Raw genomic sequence first — 17,210 nt, 5'->3', positions numbered from 1 at the left:
GTGGACACTTGAGAAACCCGCAGCAGCGGTCAGAATGCGGGTTCGAGCCAGGGAGAGGCCAAGAAATGAGACGAATCCTGTCAGGGCTGCTGTTGAGCGTCTTGCTCACGTCGGTCGCGTCGGCGCAGTCCGGCAAATCTGAACATCGCGAACAAATGCTCACGGGTTCAGCCGGCTTCCTGGCCGCGCACCCCGACCTTCTCTATCGAGGCCGGGGCTGGCAGGCCTTCAAACGGGGAGACCACAAGGAAGCCATGCGCTGGTTTGTCCGTGCCGCGCGTTACGCCGACAAGCCGTCGCAGGTCATGATCGCGGAGCTGTTGTGGAACGGCCAAGGGCGGCCGGCGGACCGCGCGCTCGCATACGTCTGGATGGATATCGCGGCCGAGCGCGGCTATGAAGGCTTCGTATCGCTCCGTGAGCTGTACTGGCACCAGCTCGAGCCGGCAGAGCGGCAGTCGGCACTCGAACGCGGGCAAAGCGTGTACGCCGAATACGGCGATCCTGCTGCGAAACCCCGTATTGCGCAGGTGCTCAGACGCGAACGCGCGCGCATGACCGGAAGCCGCACCGGCTCCAGGTCCGGCGCACTGTGGATAAGCCTGGTCGGGCCTGACGGGGATGAACATCTCATCCACGGCACCGAGTACTACGCGGAAAAGTTCTGGGATCCCGAGGCCTACCAGGCCTGGCACGATGCGACCTGGCAGACGCCGCGCGCCGGCAGCGTCGAGATAGGCGATCTCGAGCAGATGAAGGACGCGCCGCCGCAGGAGTGAAAGCAGGTGGGGATTAGAATGGCCCCATGGCCAAGCTGTACTTCTACTACTCGGCGATGAACGCCGGAAAGACCACCACGCTGCTGCAGAGCGCGCACAACTACCGCGAGCGGGGGATGCGCGTGGCGATCCTGACCCCGCGCCTGGATCATCGCGCAGGCGTCGGGCGTGTCGCCTCGCGGATCGGCCTGTCCGCCGACGCGACGGCCTTCGCCCGGAGCGACGATCTGCTCGCCTGCGTGCGCAGCCAGGTGGACGGTGAAGGCAGTCTGCATTGCGTGCTCGTCGACGAGGCCCAGTTCCTCACCCGCGCGCAGGTGTGGCAGCTGTCGGAGGTGGTCGATTCACTGCGGATCCCGGTGCTGTGCTATGGCCTGCGCACCGATTTCCGCGGCGAACTGTTCGAAGGCAGCCAGCACCTGCTGGCTCTGGCCGATGAGCTCAGCGAGATCAAGACCATCTGCCATACCGGCAAGAAGGCCACGATGACCGTGCGCGTCGATGATCACGGCTACGCGCTGCAGGACGGGCCGCAGGTGGAGATCGGCGGCAACGAGCGCTATGTGTCCGTCACCCGCGCGGAGTTCAAGCGCATCGTGCGGGGGGAAGGGCGCATCGAGCCGTTGCAGCCGTCGTTGCCGCTGGACTGAGGCACTGCCAGAGCGGCGGCGACGCCTCGGGCGCGCAGCAATCGATAGCTACGGGATCGCGATGTCTGGTCTTTGGCGCGAAGCCGCAGCGCTGTCCCGACGCCTCTGGGTAGGCCGCGATGCCTTGGACGGCAGGCCGGCCCTGAACGCATCATGTTCGACAGCCGCGGCGCCCGGCACCGGCCTGCCCGCGCGCGCCGTGGCTTCGCCGGGATGACGTGTCCGGAGCCGGTCAGCGCTGGCAGCGCGGACACCAGACCGTCGCGCGCTGCCCCACCAGCGCACTGCGCAGCGGCGTGCCGCAGTTCGGGCAGGGCTGGCCACCGCGGCCATACGCGGTGAGCTCCTGTTCGAAATATCCGGGGGCGCCGTCGGGGCTGATGAAATCTCGCAGGGTCGTGCCGCCGCGGCCGATCGCATGGGCGAGGATGCGCTTCACTTCCGCAGCGAGCCGGGCGTAGCGCTCGCGCGAGATGCGCCCGGCTTCGCGCAGCGGGGAGATGCCGGCGGCGAACAGCGCTTCGGCCGCGTAGATGTTGCCCACACCGACCACGATGCGCTGGTCCATCAGGAAGGTCTTGACCGGCGCGCGGCGGCCGCGGCTGGCGAGGAACAGATGGTCACCGTCGAAGCTGTCGTCCAGCGGTTCGGGCCCCAGATCGCGCAGCAGCGGGTGGGTCTCGCCCGCCGGCTGCCACAGGAGGCAGCCGAAGCGGCGAGGGTCGTTGAACCGCAGCACCTGGCCGGAGTCCAGACTCAGGTCGACATGATCGTGCGCGCGCACCGGGACGTCGGGTCCGAGCACGCGCAGGCTGCCGGACATGCCCAGGTGCAGCAGGGCGCTGCCGGCGTCGGTGTCGAGCAGCAGATACTTGGCGCGGCGCCGGATCGCTTCGATGCGCCGGCCGGGCAACATCGCACCGACTTCGTCCGGAATCGGCCAGCGCAGGTCCGGGCGACGCAGCACGACCCCGGTGATCCGCCGGCCCAGCACGTGCGGCGCCAGGCCGGCGCGGGTGGTTTCGACTTCGGGCAGTTCGGGCATCGGGCCGGCAGCTTGCAGGGAGCTCCGCTGTATCGGGCACGTCGGCGCGGATTCAATGCCTGGACGCTGAACCCCGCGGCCGGTTCAGCCCGGCCAGGCGGGGAGCTTGCCCCGCACCGCCGGCGCATCGACCACGACGTATTTCGGCAGGCCGTCGCGACCGTAGGGCGGCGGCGCCTCGCCGCGGATCAGGGGTTCCAGGTAGCGGCGCGCCGCGGCCGTGATCCCGTAGCCATCGCGGCGGATGAAGCCCGCCGGCATGGTCTTCTCATGGTTGGCCACCTTGTCGAGCGCCACCGCCTCGACCGTCCAGCGGTACGGCGCATCGGATGTGCGACGGATCGCCGGCATCGTCGCATTCCGCCCGGCAAGCGCGAACTGCACGGCGGCGCGTCCGACGGCCATCGCCTGCTCGAGGTCGGTCTTCGATGCGACATGCCGCGCCGAGCGCTGCAGGTAGTCGGGCAGGGTCCAGTGCACTTTGTAACCCAGCGCATCCTTGACCCGGCCGGCGAGCCGGGAGGCCACTCCGCCGAGCTGGGTGTGGCCGAAGGCATCCTGGCCGCCGCCGGCATCGGCGACGAAGCGCCCGTCGGCGTCGCGGATGCCTTCACTGGCGACCACGACGCACCAGCCCACGCGCTCGACCACACGCTGGACCCTCGCGAGAAACGCGGCCTCATCGAACGCCCGCTCGGGAAACAGGATGATCTGCGGCGCGTCGTCGGGACCCTGCCCGGCCAGACCCGCGGCCGCGGCCAGCCAACCCGCGTGCCGGCCCATGGCCTCGTAGACGAACACCTTGGTGGAGGTGTCGGCCATCGCCGCGACATCCAGCGCCGCTTCGCGTACCGACACCGCGGTGTACTTCGCCGCCGATCCGAACCCCGGGCAGCAATCGGTGACCGCCAGGTCGTTGTCGATGGTCTTGGGTACGCCGATGCAGGTCAGCGGGTAGTCGAATTCGGCCGCGAGCCGGGAGACCTTGAGGGCGGTGTCGGCCGAATCGTTGCCGCCGTTGTAGAGGAACCAGCGCACGTCGTGCGCGCGCAGCACCTCGATCAGCCGTTCGTACTTCGCGCGGTCGGCCTCGATCGAACCGAGCTTGTAGCGGCACGAGCCGAAGGCGCCGCCGGGCGTATGTGCGAGCGCGCGCACCTGCGCCAGCGGAATCCTCGAGGCATCCACCAGATCCTCGCGCAGCGCGCCGAGAATGCCGTTGCGCGCGGCGAGCACCTTGACCCGGCTGCTGCGCGCTTCCTGGAGGACCGCCGAGGCGGTGGCATTGATGACCGCGGTGACGCCGCCCGACTGGGCGTAGAGCAGGGTGCCGGAAGCCATGACGCGTGTCCTTCAGTGGGCCGTGGGCGGATACGGTAAGCTGGCGCGGCTGTCGCCGCAGCGCCACCGAGTGTACGTCGGCGTCCTGGCGCGGTTTCCCACACTTGCAGGAGCGTTCGATGCGTTTGGTTCTTCTTGGTGCACCCGGCTCGGGCAAAGGCACGCAGGCGGCACGGTTGAAGGACCATCTGCAGGTGCCGCACATCTCCACCGGCGATCTGCTGCGCGCCGAAGTGGCCGCAGGCACGCCGCTCGGACTCGAAGCCAAGGCGATCATGGCCCGCGGCGACCTGGTGTCCGACGCGATCCTGCTGGGCATGCTGGAAGACCGCTTCTCGCGCGAGGACACCAGGGCCGGCTTCATCCTCGACGGCTATCCGCGCAACCTGGCCCAGGCGGCCGCGCTCGATGCGCTGCTGGAGAAACTCGGCGCGCCGTTCGACGCCGCCGTTCAGCTGGAAGTGGACAACGAACAGATCATCGAACGCCTCGCCGGCCGTGCGCAGGCCGAAGGCCGCGCCGACGACAGCCCGGAATCGGTGCGTCACCGGCTCAACATCTACGACCAGCAGACCGCGCCGGTGATCGCCTTCTATCGCGACCACGGCCAGCTGACGGTCGTCGATGGCGTCGGCTCGCTCGACGAGGTGTTCGCGCGCATCGTCAAGGCGATCGGTCGCGAGCAGCCATCGGCCTGATCCCCGGTTGCAGCGGCGCGGGGCCGGCACCGACCACAGACGGGTCGACCCGTACCCCTCGCCACTTCCCTGTCCCAGTTGAGAGGGACGCGGGCGCGATCCACGCCCGGGTCTACGAACGTCCTTCTGATCGTCCAGGAAACGGCTCTTGAAACTTCATATTCTGGGCATCGCGGGCACTTTCATGGGCGGCGTCGCCGCGCTCGCACGCGAACTCGGCCATGCGGTCGAAGGCAGTGACCAGGCGGTGTACCCGCCCATGTCCACGCAGCTCGAGCGGCTGGGTATCACGCTGCATCAGGGCTACGAGGCCGCGCACATCGGCGATGCGGACCAGGTCGTCATCGGCAACGCACTCTCGCGCGGCAACCCCGCGGTCGAGGCCGTGCTCGACAGCGGGCGTGCCTACACCTCCGGCGCGGAATGGCTGCGCGACCATGTGCTGCCCGGACGCGACGTGCTCGCGGTCGCCGGGACGCATGGCAAGACCACGACCAGCACCATCCTCGCCTTCCTGCTGGAAGCCGCGCAGCGCGCGCCCGGTTTCCTGATCGGCGGGCTCGCCGAGGACTTCGGCGTATCGGCACGCATCGGCGGCGGGCGCGAGTTCGTGGTGGAGGCCGACGAGTACGACACCGCGTTCTTCGACAAGCGCAGCAAGTTCGTGCACTACCGGCCGCTGGTCGCGATCCTCAACAACCTCGAATACGACCACGCCGACATCTTTCCCGACGTCGCCGCCATCCAGCGCCAGTTCCATCACCTGGTCCGCACCGTGCCGGGCCGCGGCCGCCTGATCGTCAACGGCCACGAGCCGCGCCTCGACGAAGTGCTCGCGATGGGCTGCTGGACGCCGGTCGAGCGCTTCGGTTTCGACCCGGCCTTCGCTTGGTGTGCGGTCAAGCGCGCCGACGACGGCAGCGCCTTCACCGTGCTGCGCGACGGGGTCGAGCTCGGCACCGTCGAATGGCCGTTGCTGGGTGATCACAACGTGCTCAACGCGCTGGCGGCGCTGGCCGCCTGCGCCGCGGTCGGCGTCGAGGTGGCGACGGTGCTGCCCGCGCTGGGCGGCTTCCGCAGCGTCAAGCGCCGGCTCGAAGTGCTCGGCAGCGCCGGCGGCATCACGGTCTACGACGATTTCGCCCACCACCCGACAGCGATCGCAACGACGCTGGCGGGGCTGCGGGCCAGGGTCGGCGGGGCGCGCATCGTCGTGGCGATGGAGCCACGCAGCAATTCGATGCGGCTGGGCGCGCATGCGCAGGCGCTGGCGCCGTCCCTGGACCTTGCGGACGACGTGCTGTTCCTGCACCGGCCCGAGCTCGCATGGGACGCCGGCGCGGTGGTCGCCGCAGTCCGCGCCGAGGCCCTGGCAGTGCCCGACGTCGATACGCTGCTCGCCGAGCTCGGCGCGCGGGTGCGCCGCGGTGACCACGTGGTGTTCATGTCGAACGGCGGTTTCGACGGGGCGCCGCAGCGGTTTTCCGCCAGTCTGCGCGACTGAGCGCACACGCCCGCCCGCCTAGACTGCGCGCATGGCTGATGACACCTCGTTGCCGCTGTTCCCGCTGCGTACCGTGCTCGTGCCCGGCGCCGCGCTGGCCCTGCGCGTGTTCGAGCCGCGCTACCTCGATCTGGTCCGCGAATGCGGGCGCCGCGGCACCGGTTTCGGCATCTGCCTGATCCTCGAGGGCGACGAAGTGGGCACGCCCGCGACCCCCGCCGGCATCGGCACCGAGGCGCTGATCGAGGATTTCGACATGGGCGCCGATGGCCTGCTCACGCTGCGCGTGCGTGGCGGGCGCCGCTTCCACGTGCGGCGCACGCGCGTGCGCGACAGCGGGCTGGTGGTGGCCGATGTCGACTGGTGCGCGCCCGATCCCACGATCGACCTGCAACCCGAGCACGCGGTGCTGGGCCTGGTGCTGCGCAAGATCCTCGAGCACATCGACGGCGCCGGCCAGGCCTTTCCGGAGCCGCATTTCGACGACGCGGCCTGGGTCGGCTGGCGCCTGGCCGAGCTGTTGCCGCTGGAGCAGCCGAAACGTCAGCTGCTGCTGCAGCAGGACGATCCCGACGTGCGGCTGGAAACCCTATTGCGCCTGGTCGACGACGACTGAGCCGCCGTCGGTGCGCAGCCGCAGCGTCGGGATGCCCGACTGCGGATGCACTTCCTCGCGACTCGGGAAGTCGTCGAGCACCTCGCGCAGGCCGCGGTGCACGCTCTGGGTGTCGGGCTGCGGCTGCCACAGACCGAACGCGCCGAAGGGGCGGGTATAGCGCATCGCCTGGCTGCTACCGACCCACAGCTCGGCGCCATCGTCGAGCTGCGCCGGGGCGCGCCACAGTCGCAATACCTCGGTCTGGCCGTCATCGGTCGTGCGTCGCATCAGCAGGGTTTCGGCCACGGTGTCCAGCGTAGCCGGCAGCACCGGCTGCTGGGCCGGGGTGATGTCGTCGTCGAGCAGGGAGAGCACGCGCATCCAGCCGGCCTGCGGCTGGACCTCCCAGCCGTGGGCTTCGAGGCGCGCCTGCAGGGGCGCCAGAGGTCCGGCGATCTGCACATCGAGCGGCCAACGATGGGCCGGGTCGCGTTCGCGCAGTTGGCCCGGCAGGGCGCGCCAGTCGCGTTCCCACCATGCGTCCGCGTCCAGCGTCAACATCGGCGGCTGCGACGCGAACTTCGCCAGCAGCGGATCGACTGCGCGCGGCGCATGCCAGAGCGCCGCGAGGGCGAAGGTGAGATAGAAGATCAGCGCCACCGGGCGCATCCAGAAGCTGCGCTCGACGTGGCGACGGTAGGCGATGCCCAGGATAAGCAGCCAGACGACGCCCAGCAGCATGCCGCCGACGATGTCGCTGAGCCAGTGCGCGCCCAGATACAGGCGCGCAAAGCCGAGTACCGCGACCACGACGCCGGAGACGAGATAGGGCCAGACCCGCGTCCGGCCGGGCAGCTCGCGCGCGATCAGCACGGCGAAAAAGCCGAACACGATCGTGCATATCGTGATCTCCACCGCGGGAAACCCGAAGCCGCCATGCGCGGTCGGTGGGCGCGGCATGTCGATCACCGCGCCGAGCAGCGCGGTCAGCGCCATGCCGAAGGCGAGCGCTGCCAGCCAGTGCGCGGCCCCGAGCCAGCGCCGCCGCCAGATCAGCCAGGCCAGGGTCAGCGCGACGGCCGGGCCGAGCACGTGGACGTCACCGATCGAGGCGAGTGCGGCCATCATCCGGTCGGCCAACGGATTGCGCAGTTCGTACATGAACTGGAAGACCGTCTGGTCGATCACCAGTGGCTCGCCACGCATGATCACTGTGGCCAGGAGTGCAAAGCAGGCCCAGCCGATGGCCAGCAGGCAGGCCGCCAGGATCAGCAGCGAGGCCGATTCCGGCCGCCGCGGGTCCACCAGAGAAACCGCATAGCGGCCCAGGCGCGGATGCGCGCGACTCCACAGCAGCAGCCGGGTCAGCAGGCTGTTGGCGTGGGCATCGAACCAGCGATAGCTGTAGATCACGATCGCCCAGGCCAGCGCGAGCACCGCGACCAGCGCGCCCAGCACCAGCGCCAGTCGGTCTGCGACCGCAGCGACGGCGTCGTAGGAGGCGCCGAAGATCCAGCCCGGCGCCAGAAACAGCGCCGACCACGACAGGCAGGCCGCCGCACTGATTGGCAGATACTGGCGCAGCGGCATGTGGGCAATGCCTGCGATCGCCGGCACGAACGGTCGGATCGGGCCGACATAGCGCGCGACCAGGATGCTCTTGATCGCATTGCGGCGGAACACCGTTTCGCTGCGGTCGAGCAGCTGCGGATACTTGCGGAACGGCCAGATGCCCCGCAGACCATGGCCCCAGCGACGGCCCACCCAGTAGCTCACGCCGTCGCCGGCCATCGCGCCGATCGCCGCGCAGGCCACCGCGTAGGGACCGGAAATTTCGCCCAGGCCGATCAGCACGCCGATCGCAAACAGCAGCGGCAAGGCCGGCACCACGGCGCCCAGGATGATCGCCGCGTCGCAGAACGCGATCAGGAAGATCACGATGCCGGCGGCGACCGGATGGTCGCCGACCCAGGCGACCAGACTGTTGAAGAGCTCGCTCAGCATCGCGGCATTATGGCAGCGCCGATGGTGCGGCCGGGTCGTCCTGCAGGACCGGGCAGGGGCTGGCGTTAACGCCGCGCGCGCTCCGTACAATGCGGCATGCCCGATACCCACGACCGTTCCGACGAGGCCATCGAGGTCAGCGCGCTGAAAGCCGACAGCTTCGGCCGCATTGCGCTGATGCGTGGCAGCGATGGCACCCGCTTCGTGCGGCGTGACCTGCGTCACGTGCCGCTGTGGTTGCGGCTGCCGGCGTGGTGGCTGGCGCGGCGCGAGGCGCGCGGGCTCGCCGCAGTGGCGGGCATGCGCGACGTGCCGCAGCTGTTGGCCTGGGACGGGCGCCGGCTCGATCGCAGCTATATGCCGGGCGCGGCGATGTACCAGCGCCCGCCGCACGGCGACCTGATCTATTTCCGGCGTGCGCGACGGCTGCTGCAGGGCCTGCACCGGCGCGGGCTCGCCCACAACGATCTGGCCAAGGAAGCCAACTGGCTGGTGCTCGACGACGGCCGCCCGGCGATCATCGACTTCCAGCTCGCGGTACGTGGCCACCCGCGCTCGCGCTGGATGCGCCTGCTGGCGCGCGAGGACCTGCGGCATCTGCTCAAGCACAAGCGCATGTACTGCCGCGCCGCGCTGACCCCGGTGGAGAAGCGCGTGCTCAAGCGCACGTCCTGGCTGCGCGACCTGTGGTTCCGGACCGGCAAGCCGGTCTACCGGGTGGTGACGCGCAGGATCCTCAAGTGGGAAGACAACGAGGGGCAGGGGCCCAAACCTTGAACGGCGCGCCCTGAGCCGCTGCGCTCAGTGCAGGTCGATCACGCGGCGCCCGGTGAACCGGCGCGCGTCGTCGAAGTCGTAGCCCACCCGCAGCGTGGCCACGTCCGCGCAGGCATGGCAGCTGCGCATCGGCGTGGCGAACACCAGGCGCACCCCGCCGCCGTCCAGCGGCTGCGTCCCCTCCAGATGCGCAGGCGCGAACAGCATCGCGTCGGGATGGGCCGCGCGGAAGTCGGCGATGTCCTGGCGGTCGCTGTCTGCGGCGGCGAACGGATCCGCATCGACATCGCAGATCCTGCGCGAAGCGTCGATCAGCCAGGTGCCCTGGTTGGTGTTCGCGCGGAACGGGAACTCGGTCGTCGCCACGTCGACGCCATCGATCGTCTGCCAGCGGGCGATGTAGCCGGCCTCCCCGTCTTCCGCCATCCGGGCGCTGGCCGCCAGCGCCTCCGGACTCGCGCCGGTGGCTTCCATGGTCGCGCGCAGACAGTCGACGACCGGCCCGAGGTCCCCGCGGCACGCTTCGGCCGTGCCGCTCCAGACCGCGTCGGCGTCGAGCGGGGGCGTCGTGGTGAAGGTGCCGCTGGCCTCCGGCACCACTGCCGGCGCCTGGCAGGCGGTCAAAGCGCACAGCAGCAACGCGCAGGCAAGACGGGCCATCGATGTTCTCCGGCAGGCGGGGCAGCCCCAGTATTCCGCTCCCCCCACTGAACCATCGCTGGCATTCACCACGCCGCGCATACTGCCCACCCGACCGCAGATCCAGGAGCGCCCGCATGTCGACACTCGCCGGCAAGACCCTCTTCATCACCGGCGCCTCGCGCGGCATCGGGCTGGCGATTGCCGAGCGCGCCGCGCGCGACGGCGCGAATGTCGCGATCGCCGCCAAGTCCGAGGTCGCCAATCCAAAACTGCCCGGCACCATCCATAGCGCCGCGCGCAGCGTCGAGGCCGCAGGCGGCCGCGCCTTGGCCTTGCGGTGCGACATCCGCGAGGAAGACCAGGTACGCGCCGCAGTGGCTGCGACCGTCGACGCCTTCGGCGGCATCGACATCCTGGTCAACAATGCCAGCGCGATCTGGCTGCGCGGCACGCTCGACACGCCGATGAAGCGCTTCGATCTCATGCAGCAGGTCAACGCGCGCGGCAGCTTCCTGTGTGCGCAGGCCTGCCTGCCGTATCTGTTGCAGGCGCCCAATCCGCACATCCTCACCCTGTGCCCGCCGCCGTCGCTCGACCCCAAGTGGTGGGCGCCGCACACCGGCTACACGCTGGCCAAGATGGGCATGAGCTTCGTGACGCTGGGCCTGGCGGCCGAGTTCGGCCCGCAGGGCGTCGCCGTCAACGCGCTGTGGCCGCGCACGCTGATCGGCACCGACGCCCTGAACATGATTCCCGGCGTGGAGCGCGGCAATGGCCGCAGCCCGTCGATCATGGGCGACGCCGCGCACGCCATCCTCGTGCGCGAGGCCGCCGGCTTCCACGGCCGCTTCCTGATCGATGACGAGGTGCTGCGCGAGGCCGGTATCACCGACCTTGATGCGTATGCGATCGATCCCACGCAGCCGCTGCTGCCGGATCTGTTCCTGGACTGAGTACGCGGCGGCCACTGCGGCGGCGCGCCTGCGTCCAGCCGGCGGAGCGCCGGGCCTCACGCGGGGCTTTCCAGGGCCGCGTCTTCGGGCGGCGGCGGCACGGTCGAAGGCGACAGGCCGGGGCGTTCACCCTCGGTTGGCGGCGGAACCTGAGCGCGCCTGCCCCTTGCCACCACCGCACCGGCGGCGGAAGCCGGCCGGCCGGGGCCGTACAATTGTCGGCCCGCGTCCCGACGACCTACGCATGTCCACTGCAGCCGACCTCATCGCCCTCGCCCAGCGCCATGTGCTGCCCGTCTACCGGCCGCGCGAGCTGGTGCTCGAGCGCGGCAACGGCGCGCGCGTCTGGGACAGCGAGGGCCGCGAGTACGTCGACCTGTCGGCCGGCATCGCCGTCTGCGGGCTTGGCCACAATGATCCCGATCTCGTCGCCGCACTGGTCGAACAGGCCGGCAAGCTGTGGCACACCAGCAACGTCTTTTACAGCGAACCGCCGCTGCGGCTGGCCGCCGAACTGGTCGAAGCCAGCGGCTTCGCCACGCGTACCTTCCTGTGCAATTCCGGCGCCGAGGCCAACGAGGCCGCGATCAAGCTCGTGCGCAAATGGGCCACCGCGCAGGGCCGCAACCCCGATCGCCGGGTGATCGTGACGGCGCGCGGCAGCTTCCATGGGCGCACGCTGGCCGCGGTCACCGCGACCGCGCAGCCCAAATACCAGGCCGGCTACGAGCCGCTGCCCGGTGGTTTCCGCTACGTCGATTTCAACGACGTCGCCCAGCTCGAAGCCGCGATGGCCGGCGGTGACGTCGCCGCGGTCATGCTCGAACCCGTGCAGGGCGAGGGTGGTGTCATGCCGGCCGCCGACGGGTATCTGGCCGCGGTGCGCGCGCTGTGCGATCGCCACGAGGCCCTGCTGGTGCTCGACGAGATCCAGTGCGGCATGGGCCGCACCGGCACGTTGTTCGCGCATACCCAGGACGGCGTCGTGCCCGACATCGTCACGCTGGCCAAGGCGCTCGGCGGCGGCTTCCCGATCGGTGCACTGCTGGCGGGTCCGAAGGTCGCCGAGGCGATGCAGTTCGGTGATCACGGCACCACCTTCGGCGGCAATCCGCTGGCTGCCGCGGTCGCGCGCGTGGCCCTGCGCAAGCTGGCATCGCCCGAGATCGCCACCAACGTGGCGCGCCAGTCACGCGCGCTGCGCGACGGCCTCGCCGCGCTCGACGCCGAGTTCGGCCTGTTCTCCGAGGTTCGCGGTCGCGGCCTGATGCTCGGCGCCGTGCTGCGTCCCGAGCATGCCGGCCAGGCGGGCGCGATCCTCGACCACGCCGCGCGCCACCGCCTGCTGATGCTGCAGGCCGGCCCGGACGTGCTGCGGTTCGTGCCGGCGTTGAACATCACCGATGCCGACATCGCCGAGGGCCTGGCGCGGCTGCGCGCGGCGCTCGCCGATGCCGTCGTCGCCGCCGGCTGATCCGGTCCAGAACGCCTGCGCGTTCTGCGCGATCCTTGCGGGCGCGCTGCCTGCAAGCCTCGTCCACGAGGACGACCAGGTGATCGCCTTCATGGATCTGCGCCAGGCGGTGCCCGGGCACGTGCTCGTTGTGCCGCGCCGGCACGTCGAAAACCCTGTTCGACCTGGACGAAGACACCGCCGCGCAGCTGATGCGGATCGCCGTCCGCATCGCCCGTGCGGCCGACGCGGTTTTCGCCCCCGATGGCCTCAATCTGTGGCAGTCCAACCGCGACGCCGGCGGGCAGGAGATCCCGCATGTGCATCTGCATGTGCAGCCGCGGATGTCCGGCGACGGACTGATGCGGATCTATCCCGGCGTCCGCCCGCCTGCGCCGGCTGCGCGGGACGTGCTCGATGCGTGGGCGGGACGACTTCGCAATGCCTTGCAGGTGTCCCGGTCCGGGTGCGCCTCGGGATCAAGCAGATTTCAAACTGGTGGGGCCGGGCTGCCGGGCAGCAAGCCGTAACGCCGGAACACCGTCCGCATCGACCGTGCATCGACCACCGTGTCGGCGTGCAGGCCCGCGGCGCGCGCCCCCTGCACGTTCACGAACAGGTCGTCGACGAACAGGGTGTCCTGCGCGCGCACGTCGAAGTGTGCGAGCGCTTGCTCGAAGATCGCGCGGTCCGGTTTGCGCACGCGCAGGACGCCGCTGCACAGCACGCGGCCCTCGAGCATGGGGAACAGCGGGGCCACGATGCGTGGAATCGCGTCCAGCATGAGCGCGCCATTGTTGGTCAGCACGCCAACCTGCACAGTTGACGCGATCGACGCGACGAGTTCCATCGCAACGGGATCGGCCTGGGCGCCGGCCACGCGCGCAGCGATCCATGCGTCCGCGTCGATCGTGATCCCGATGCCTGCGCCCAGTCGCTGCAGATAGTCCGCGGTGTCGAGCGTGCCGCTGTCGTAGGCGCGCTCCAGTCCAGAGTCGAAGAGTATTTCCGACACGCGCGCGGGCGTGCAGCCGGCGACTCGGGCCAGATGGGCCAGGCGCGCGGGCCGCGAGTAGTGCGCCAGCACGCCATCGAAGTCCAGCAGCACCAGACGCAGCGGCGGCGTGTTCACCGCGCGGGTTCCCTGGTGTGGATGCCGGTCGGCGCCGCGAAGATGCCGCAGCCGATCACAATCGAAGCGATCAACGGCGCACCCCTTGGAATGTCACCAAAAGCAGCCATTGCGCCATTGCGACAGCCCGCCGGGGATGCTGGCAGTGGACTTCACCCGGGAGGGCGCGCGGGTAGCAACTCGCATCCCAATGCGCTGGCTTGCGGGTCGCCATCCTCCTGCCCCTGGCGCTGGGCGCTTCATGCGGTGCGCACCTCGGCGAACGCCTCGCGCGCGGCGGCGATCGTCTCCTCGATCACCGGGGCATCGTGCGCCGAGGACATGAAGCCCGCTTCGAAGGCCGACGGCGCCAGGAACACGCCGCGCGCCAGCATCGCGTGGAAGAAGCGGTTGAACGCAGCGGTGTCGCAGGCGACGGCCTGTGCATAGGTGTCGACGTACGGCTGGTCAGTGAAGAACAGGCCGAACATGCCGCCGACGCGCGTGGTGGTGAACGGTACGCCGGCGTCGCGAGCCGCGGCTTCCAGGCCGTCGCACAGCAGGTTCGAGTTCGCTTCGAGTGCGTCGTGGAAACCGGGTGCCGAAACGAGGTCCAGCATCGCCAGGCCCGCGGCCATCGCGACGGGATTTCCGCTCAGCGTGCCGGCCTGGTAGATCGGCCCGGCCGGCGCGATCTGTTCCATCAGCTCGCGGCGTCCGCCGTAGGCACCCACCGGCATGCCGCCGCCGATGATCTTGCCGAAGGTGCTGATATCCGGGGTCACGCCGTAACGCGCCTGCGCGCCACCGAGAGCGACGCGGAAGCCGGTCATCACCTCATCGAAGATCAGCAGCGCGCCGTGCTGCGTGCACAGCTCGCGCAGATGCTGGAGATAGCCCTCCCGCGGCGGCAGACAGTTGGCATTGCCCACTACGGGTTCGATGATCAGCCCGGCGATGTCCGCGCCGGCCTGGGCGAACAGTGCGCTGGCCGCGTCGAAATCGTTGTAGGGAAGGGTCAGGGTCAGGTCGGCCAGCGCCTTCGGCACGCCGGGCGAGGTCGGCACGCCGAGCGTCAGTGCACCGCTGCCGGCCTTGACCAGGAACGAGTCGCCATGGCCGTGATAGCAGCCCTCGAACTTGACGATGCAGGTGCGTCCCGTCGCGCCGCGCGCGAGGCGGATCGCCGACAGCGTGGCTTCGGTGCCGGAATTGACCATGCGCACCATCTCCATCGACGGCACCAGCGCGGTCAGGCGTTCCGCCATCGTGATCTCCGCTTCGGTCGGCGCGCCGAACGACAGGCCGTCACCGATCGCACGCTTGACCGCCTGGCGGACCGCCGCATGGTTGTGGCCGACGATCATCGGACCCCATGAGCCGACGTAGTCGATGTAACGGTTGCCGTCGACGTCGAACAGATGGGGGCCGTCGGCGCGCTGGACGAAGAACGGCTCGCCTCCCACGGACTTGAACGCACGGACCGGCGAATTGACGCCGCCGGGCAGGAGGCTGCGGGCGCGTTCGAACAGGGCATGCGAGCGGGAGGTGTCCATGGAGGCTCCGGTAGGGGGATTAGAGGTTGAACGCCGCGCGATAGGCGGCTGCGGCCGCAGCAGGATGGCGGGCGGCGAAGACGCCGCTGATGACCGCGAGGAGATCCGCGCCGGCGGCGACGAGCTGACGCGCATTCTCCGGGGTGATGCCGCCGATCGCCACCCGCGGCACACCGAGCGCGGCAGCATCGCGCAGCACCGATTTGTGCGCGACCCGGGCGTCGGGCTTGGTGGGCGACGGGAAGAACGCGCCGAACGCGACGTAACTTGCACCGGCATCGACCGCGCGCCGCGCGAGTGCAGCCGAGTCGTAGCAGGATGCCCCGAGGATCGCCGCGGGTCCGAGCGCGCGCCGCGCTTCATGCAAGACGCCGTCGTCTTCCCCCAGGTGTGCGCCATCGGCGCCGAGTTCGGCGGCGAGCGCCCAGTCGTCGTTGACGATCAGAGGCACCCCCGTGGCCTGGCACAGCGGCAGCAAGGCCTGGATCTGCTCGCGGCGCAACGTGCTGTCGGCGCGCTTGTTGCGGTACTGCATCCAGGTCGCATGCGGCAGCACCGGCGCGACCTGCGCCAGCAGTTGGGCGGTTTCGGCCACATCCGGCGTGATCAGATAGAGACCGCGCGGTGCGCTGGACGGACTGATGTTCATCGGCGTGAATTCCGGTGGAGTGGGCGCGATGGGACAATGCAGCGCATCAACGCTGCCGCATGTGACCATTATCCGATGAACGATTCGACGACGCAGGACGCCTACCAGACATGGATGTGCGTGGTCTGCGGTTTCATCTACGACGAGGCCGTCGGAATTCCGGATGAGGGCATCCCGGCAGGCACCCGCTGGGCCGACGTCCCCGAGTCCTGGACGTGCCCGGACTGCGGCGTCACCAAAGAAGACTTCGAGATGATGGTGCTCTGAGCGAGGCAGGGCGAGTGGGGCCCGCTGTGGTTTGCGGTGTCCCGCCCGGTGGACCATCCGTTGCCCGGTGGCACCCCGCCCAGCGCCGCTATCCGTTGCGGGTGTGGAAGAAGGGGCGGGGACCATCTGCCACTGGCGGCGCCGGTCTCAAGCTTCGGCAGATCCCGTCCACGCCTGCGCGGGGATCGCAGGTGCAACGCGGGTGCCAAGCGAATCACGCCGGTCTGCAAACGCCCAGCTCGGGGGTGAGTGGAGCTGAAGCGTATGCGCGGCGGACCGCAGTGCGTCCGCCGGCTGCTCGCGATGTCCGGCGCGCCCGACGTCCCTACTCATATGTAACGGGACGAACCCGCCCAGCGCGTCCCCGATCAAGGGGTCCGGATCGACGGCGAAAGGATCAGTGTTTCGCCATCCACCAGGCCGATCCGGCTGGCCTCGCCGGCATTGAGCTCGAGCACGTACCGCGCTGGGGCCTTGCTGGGATAGGGCGGGCAGCGATCGCCGCCCGAGCAGGGCGGCACGTCGCGCTGCTGCGACACCAGTTTGCGGGCGTCGTCGAAGTAGAGGATGTCGAGCGGGATGCGTGTGTTCTTCATCCAGTAAGCCTGGGGCGCCTCGGTGTCGTGTATGAAAAGCATCCCGTGGCCCTCGTCGAGCCGGTCGCGGAACATCAGTCCGCGCGCGCGCGCCTCGTCGGTGGCGGCGATCTCGACGGTATAGCGATTGCCGGCGAGTTCCACCCAGTCCCCGCCACTGGCGCAGGCGGGCAGCAGGAGCAAAGCAAACAGGGCAAGAAACAGCAGCCGGAGTGCGCGCATATAAGGAGGCCTTGGCGGTTGGACGGCACCCACCTTCGGCAACGGTCGGGCGACCGTCAAGAAAAATTGCCTGAGGGGTTCCCAAATCGATTCTGGCTATGCATAATTCGCGCCCCGCACGGCGGGCTGCTCTTCGGGGCGGCGAACCGGGCGGGGCGGGACGGGAAACGCGCTTTCACACGGTGTTGACAGGCTCGAAAGTCGCGGTAATATGTGCGGCTCGCTTCAACGAAACGCCTTCGGGCCGGACGCTGAAGCCGCTGAAAAGTCACCCTCAACGAGGTGTTGACGGCAGCGAAAACCGCGCTACAATGGGCGGCTCGCTTCGGAGGAAACTTCGAAGCACTGGGAAGCAGGCGCTGAGG

18 protein-coding genes and 1 pseudogene are annotated in these 17,210 nt (G+C 69.6%); 11 read left to right on the top strand and 8 right to left on the bottom strand.

What is annotated here, in order from left to right; all coding sequences use genetic code 11:
* Window positions 1-65 precede the first annotated feature (65 nt).
* Both CNR27_RS01580 and CNR27_RS01575 read left to right on the top strand, forming a co-directional pair.
* Entirely contained in the window at window positions 66-779 is a 714-nt protein-coding gene (locus tag CNR27_RS01580) for an SEL1-like repeat protein (RefSeq protein WP_123832670.1), read from the top strand.
* Between the two features lie 26 nt (window positions 780-805).
* Complete coding sequence (locus tag CNR27_RS01575) at window positions 806-1,429, top strand: thymidine kinase (RefSeq protein WP_096296625.1); 624 nt, start codon at window positions 806-808, stop codon at window positions 1,427-1,429.
* A gap of 232 nt (window positions 1,430-1,661) precedes the next feature.
* Here the strand turns inward: CNR27_RS01575 and mutM are convergent, their stop codons facing one another.
* A complete protein-coding gene (mutM, locus tag CNR27_RS01570; protein WP_096296624.1) occupies window positions 1,662-2,474 on the bottom strand; it encodes a bifunctional DNA-formamidopyrimidine glycosylase/DNA-(apurinic or apyrimidinic site) lyase in 813 nt (270 codons plus the stop codon).
* Between the two features lie 84 nt (window positions 2,475-2,558).
* A complete protein-coding gene (locus CNR27_RS01565) occupies window positions 2,559-3,815 on the bottom strand; it encodes a 6-phosphofructokinase (RefSeq protein ID WP_096296623.1) in 1,257 nt (418 codons plus the stop codon).
* A gap of 119 nt (window positions 3,816-3,934) precedes the next feature.
* Between CNR27_RS01565 and CNR27_RS01560 the strand changes: the two genes are divergently transcribed.
* The 3 genes from CNR27_RS01560 to CNR27_RS01550 all read left to right on the top strand — a co-directional run bounded on the left by CNR27_RS01560 (window position 3,935) and on the right by CNR27_RS01550 (window position 6,633).
* Entirely contained in the window at window positions 3,935-4,513 is a 579-nt protein-coding gene (locus tag CNR27_RS01560) for an adenylate kinase (protein WP_096296622.1), read from the top strand.
* Window positions 4,514-4,661: 148 nt separating this feature from the next.
* Entirely contained in the window at window positions 4,662-6,017 is a 1,356-nt protein-coding gene (mpl, locus tag CNR27_RS01555; RefSeq protein ID WP_281253063.1) for a UDP-N-acetylmuramate:L-alanyl-gamma-D-glutamyl-meso-diaminopimelate ligase, read from the top strand.
* A 31-nt stretch (window positions 6,018-6,048) separates the two neighbouring features.
* On the top strand, window positions 6,049-6,633 hold the full coding sequence (locus CNR27_RS01550) for an LON peptidase substrate-binding domain-containing protein (RefSeq protein ID WP_096296620.1): 585 nt from the start codon (window positions 6,049-6,051) through the stop codon (window positions 6,631-6,633).
* On the opposite strand, the gene CNR27_RS01545 is transcribed toward CNR27_RS01550, so the two are convergent.
* Window positions 6,607-8,619, bottom strand: a complete 2,013-nt coding sequence (locus tag CNR27_RS01545; RefSeq protein WP_096296619.1) for a bifunctional DedA family/phosphatase PAP2 family protein — start codon at window positions 8,617-8,619, stop codon at window positions 6,607-6,609. The two genes, CNR27_RS01550 and CNR27_RS01545, sit on opposite strands and share 27 nt — an antisense overlap.
* Before the next feature lie 96 nt (window positions 8,620-8,715).
* On the opposite strand from CNR27_RS01545, the gene CNR27_RS01540 reads away from it, so the two are divergent.
* Window positions 8,716-9,396 carry a protein kinase family protein gene (locus CNR27_RS01540; RefSeq protein WP_096296618.1) on the top strand — a complete coding sequence of 227 codons (681 nt, stop codon included), beginning with the start codon at window positions 8,716-8,718 and terminating at the stop codon, window positions 9,394-9,396.
* 24 nt (window positions 9,397-9,420) lie between these two features.
* On the opposite strand, the gene CNR27_RS01535 is transcribed toward CNR27_RS01540, so the two are convergent.
* Complete coding sequence (locus tag CNR27_RS01535; protein WP_157745182.1) at window positions 9,421-10,056, bottom strand: hypothetical protein; 636 nt, start codon at window positions 10,054-10,056, stop codon at window positions 9,421-9,423.
* A 116-nt stretch (window positions 10,057-10,172) separates the two neighbouring features.
* Here CNR27_RS01535 and CNR27_RS01530 point away from each other — a divergent pair, with 116 nt between their 5' ends.
* The 4 genes and pseudogenes from CNR27_RS01530 (at window position 10,173) to CNR27_RS01520 (ending at window position 12,974) form a co-directional block, all read left to right on the top strand.
* Window positions 10,173-10,991: an SDR family oxidoreductase gene (locus tag CNR27_RS01530; RefSeq protein ID WP_096296616.1), complete on the top strand. Its 819-nt coding sequence runs from the start codon at window positions 10,173-10,175 to the stop codon at window positions 10,989-10,991.
* A 244-nt stretch (window positions 10,992-11,235) separates the two neighbouring features.
* Window positions 11,236-12,465 carry an acetylornithine transaminase gene (locus CNR27_RS01525; protein ID WP_096296615.1) on the top strand — a complete coding sequence of 410 codons (1,230 nt, stop codon included), beginning with the start codon at window positions 11,236-11,238 and terminating at the stop codon, window positions 12,463-12,465.
* Window positions 12,395-12,568, top strand: a pseudogene (locus CNR27_RS15650) (hypothetical protein); the annotation flags it as partial. The gene CNR27_RS01525 and the pseudogene CNR27_RS15650, both read left to right, overlap by 71 nt.
* 25 nt (window positions 12,569-12,593) lie before the next feature.
* Entirely contained in the window at window positions 12,594-12,974 is a 381-nt protein-coding gene (locus CNR27_RS01520) for an HIT family protein (protein ID WP_245815706.1), read from the top strand.
* Here CNR27_RS01520 and CNR27_RS01515 read toward each other — a convergent pair.
* From CNR27_RS01515 to thiE, 3 genes are all read right to left on the bottom strand, one after another.
* Window positions 12,935-13,576, bottom strand: a complete 642-nt coding sequence (locus CNR27_RS01515; protein WP_245815704.1) for an HAD family hydrolase — start codon at window positions 13,574-13,576, stop codon at window positions 12,935-12,937. The genes CNR27_RS01520 and CNR27_RS01515 overlap by 40 nt on opposite strands.
* 239 nt (window positions 13,577-13,815) lie before the next feature.
* Window positions 13,816-15,111, bottom strand: a complete 1,296-nt coding sequence (gene hemL / locus CNR27_RS01510; RefSeq protein ID WP_096296614.1) for a glutamate-1-semialdehyde 2,1-aminomutase — start codon at window positions 15,109-15,111, stop codon at window positions 13,816-13,818.
* 19 nt (window positions 15,112-15,130) lie between these two features.
* Window positions 15,131-15,760 carry a thiamine phosphate synthase gene (gene thiE / locus CNR27_RS01505; RefSeq protein WP_096296613.1) on the bottom strand — a complete coding sequence of 210 codons (630 nt, stop codon included), beginning with the start codon at window positions 15,758-15,760 and terminating at the stop codon, window positions 15,131-15,133.
* Between the two features lie 75 nt (window positions 15,761-15,835).
* On the opposite strand from thiE, the gene CNR27_RS01500 reads away from it, so the two are divergent.
* On the top strand, window positions 15,836-16,027 hold the full coding sequence (locus CNR27_RS01500; protein WP_096300155.1) for a rubredoxin: 192 nt from the start codon (window positions 15,836-15,838) through the stop codon (window positions 16,025-16,027).
* A gap of 368 nt (window positions 16,028-16,395) precedes the next feature.
* Here CNR27_RS01500 and CNR27_RS01495 read toward each other — a convergent pair whose 3' ends face one another.
* Window positions 16,396-16,845: a DUF192 domain-containing protein gene (locus tag CNR27_RS01495; protein ID WP_096296612.1), complete on the bottom strand. Its 450-nt coding sequence runs from the start codon at window positions 16,843-16,845 to the stop codon at window positions 16,396-16,398.
* Between the last annotated feature and the right edge of the window lie 365 nt (window positions 16,846-17,210).

Source organism: Luteimonas chenhongjianii (genome assembly GCF_002327105.1).
Lineage (GTDB): Bacteria > Pseudomonadota > Gammaproteobacteria > Xanthomonadales > Xanthomonadaceae > Luteimonas > Luteimonas chenhongjianii.
This window is presented reverse-complemented; position numbering and strand designations above follow the sequence as displayed.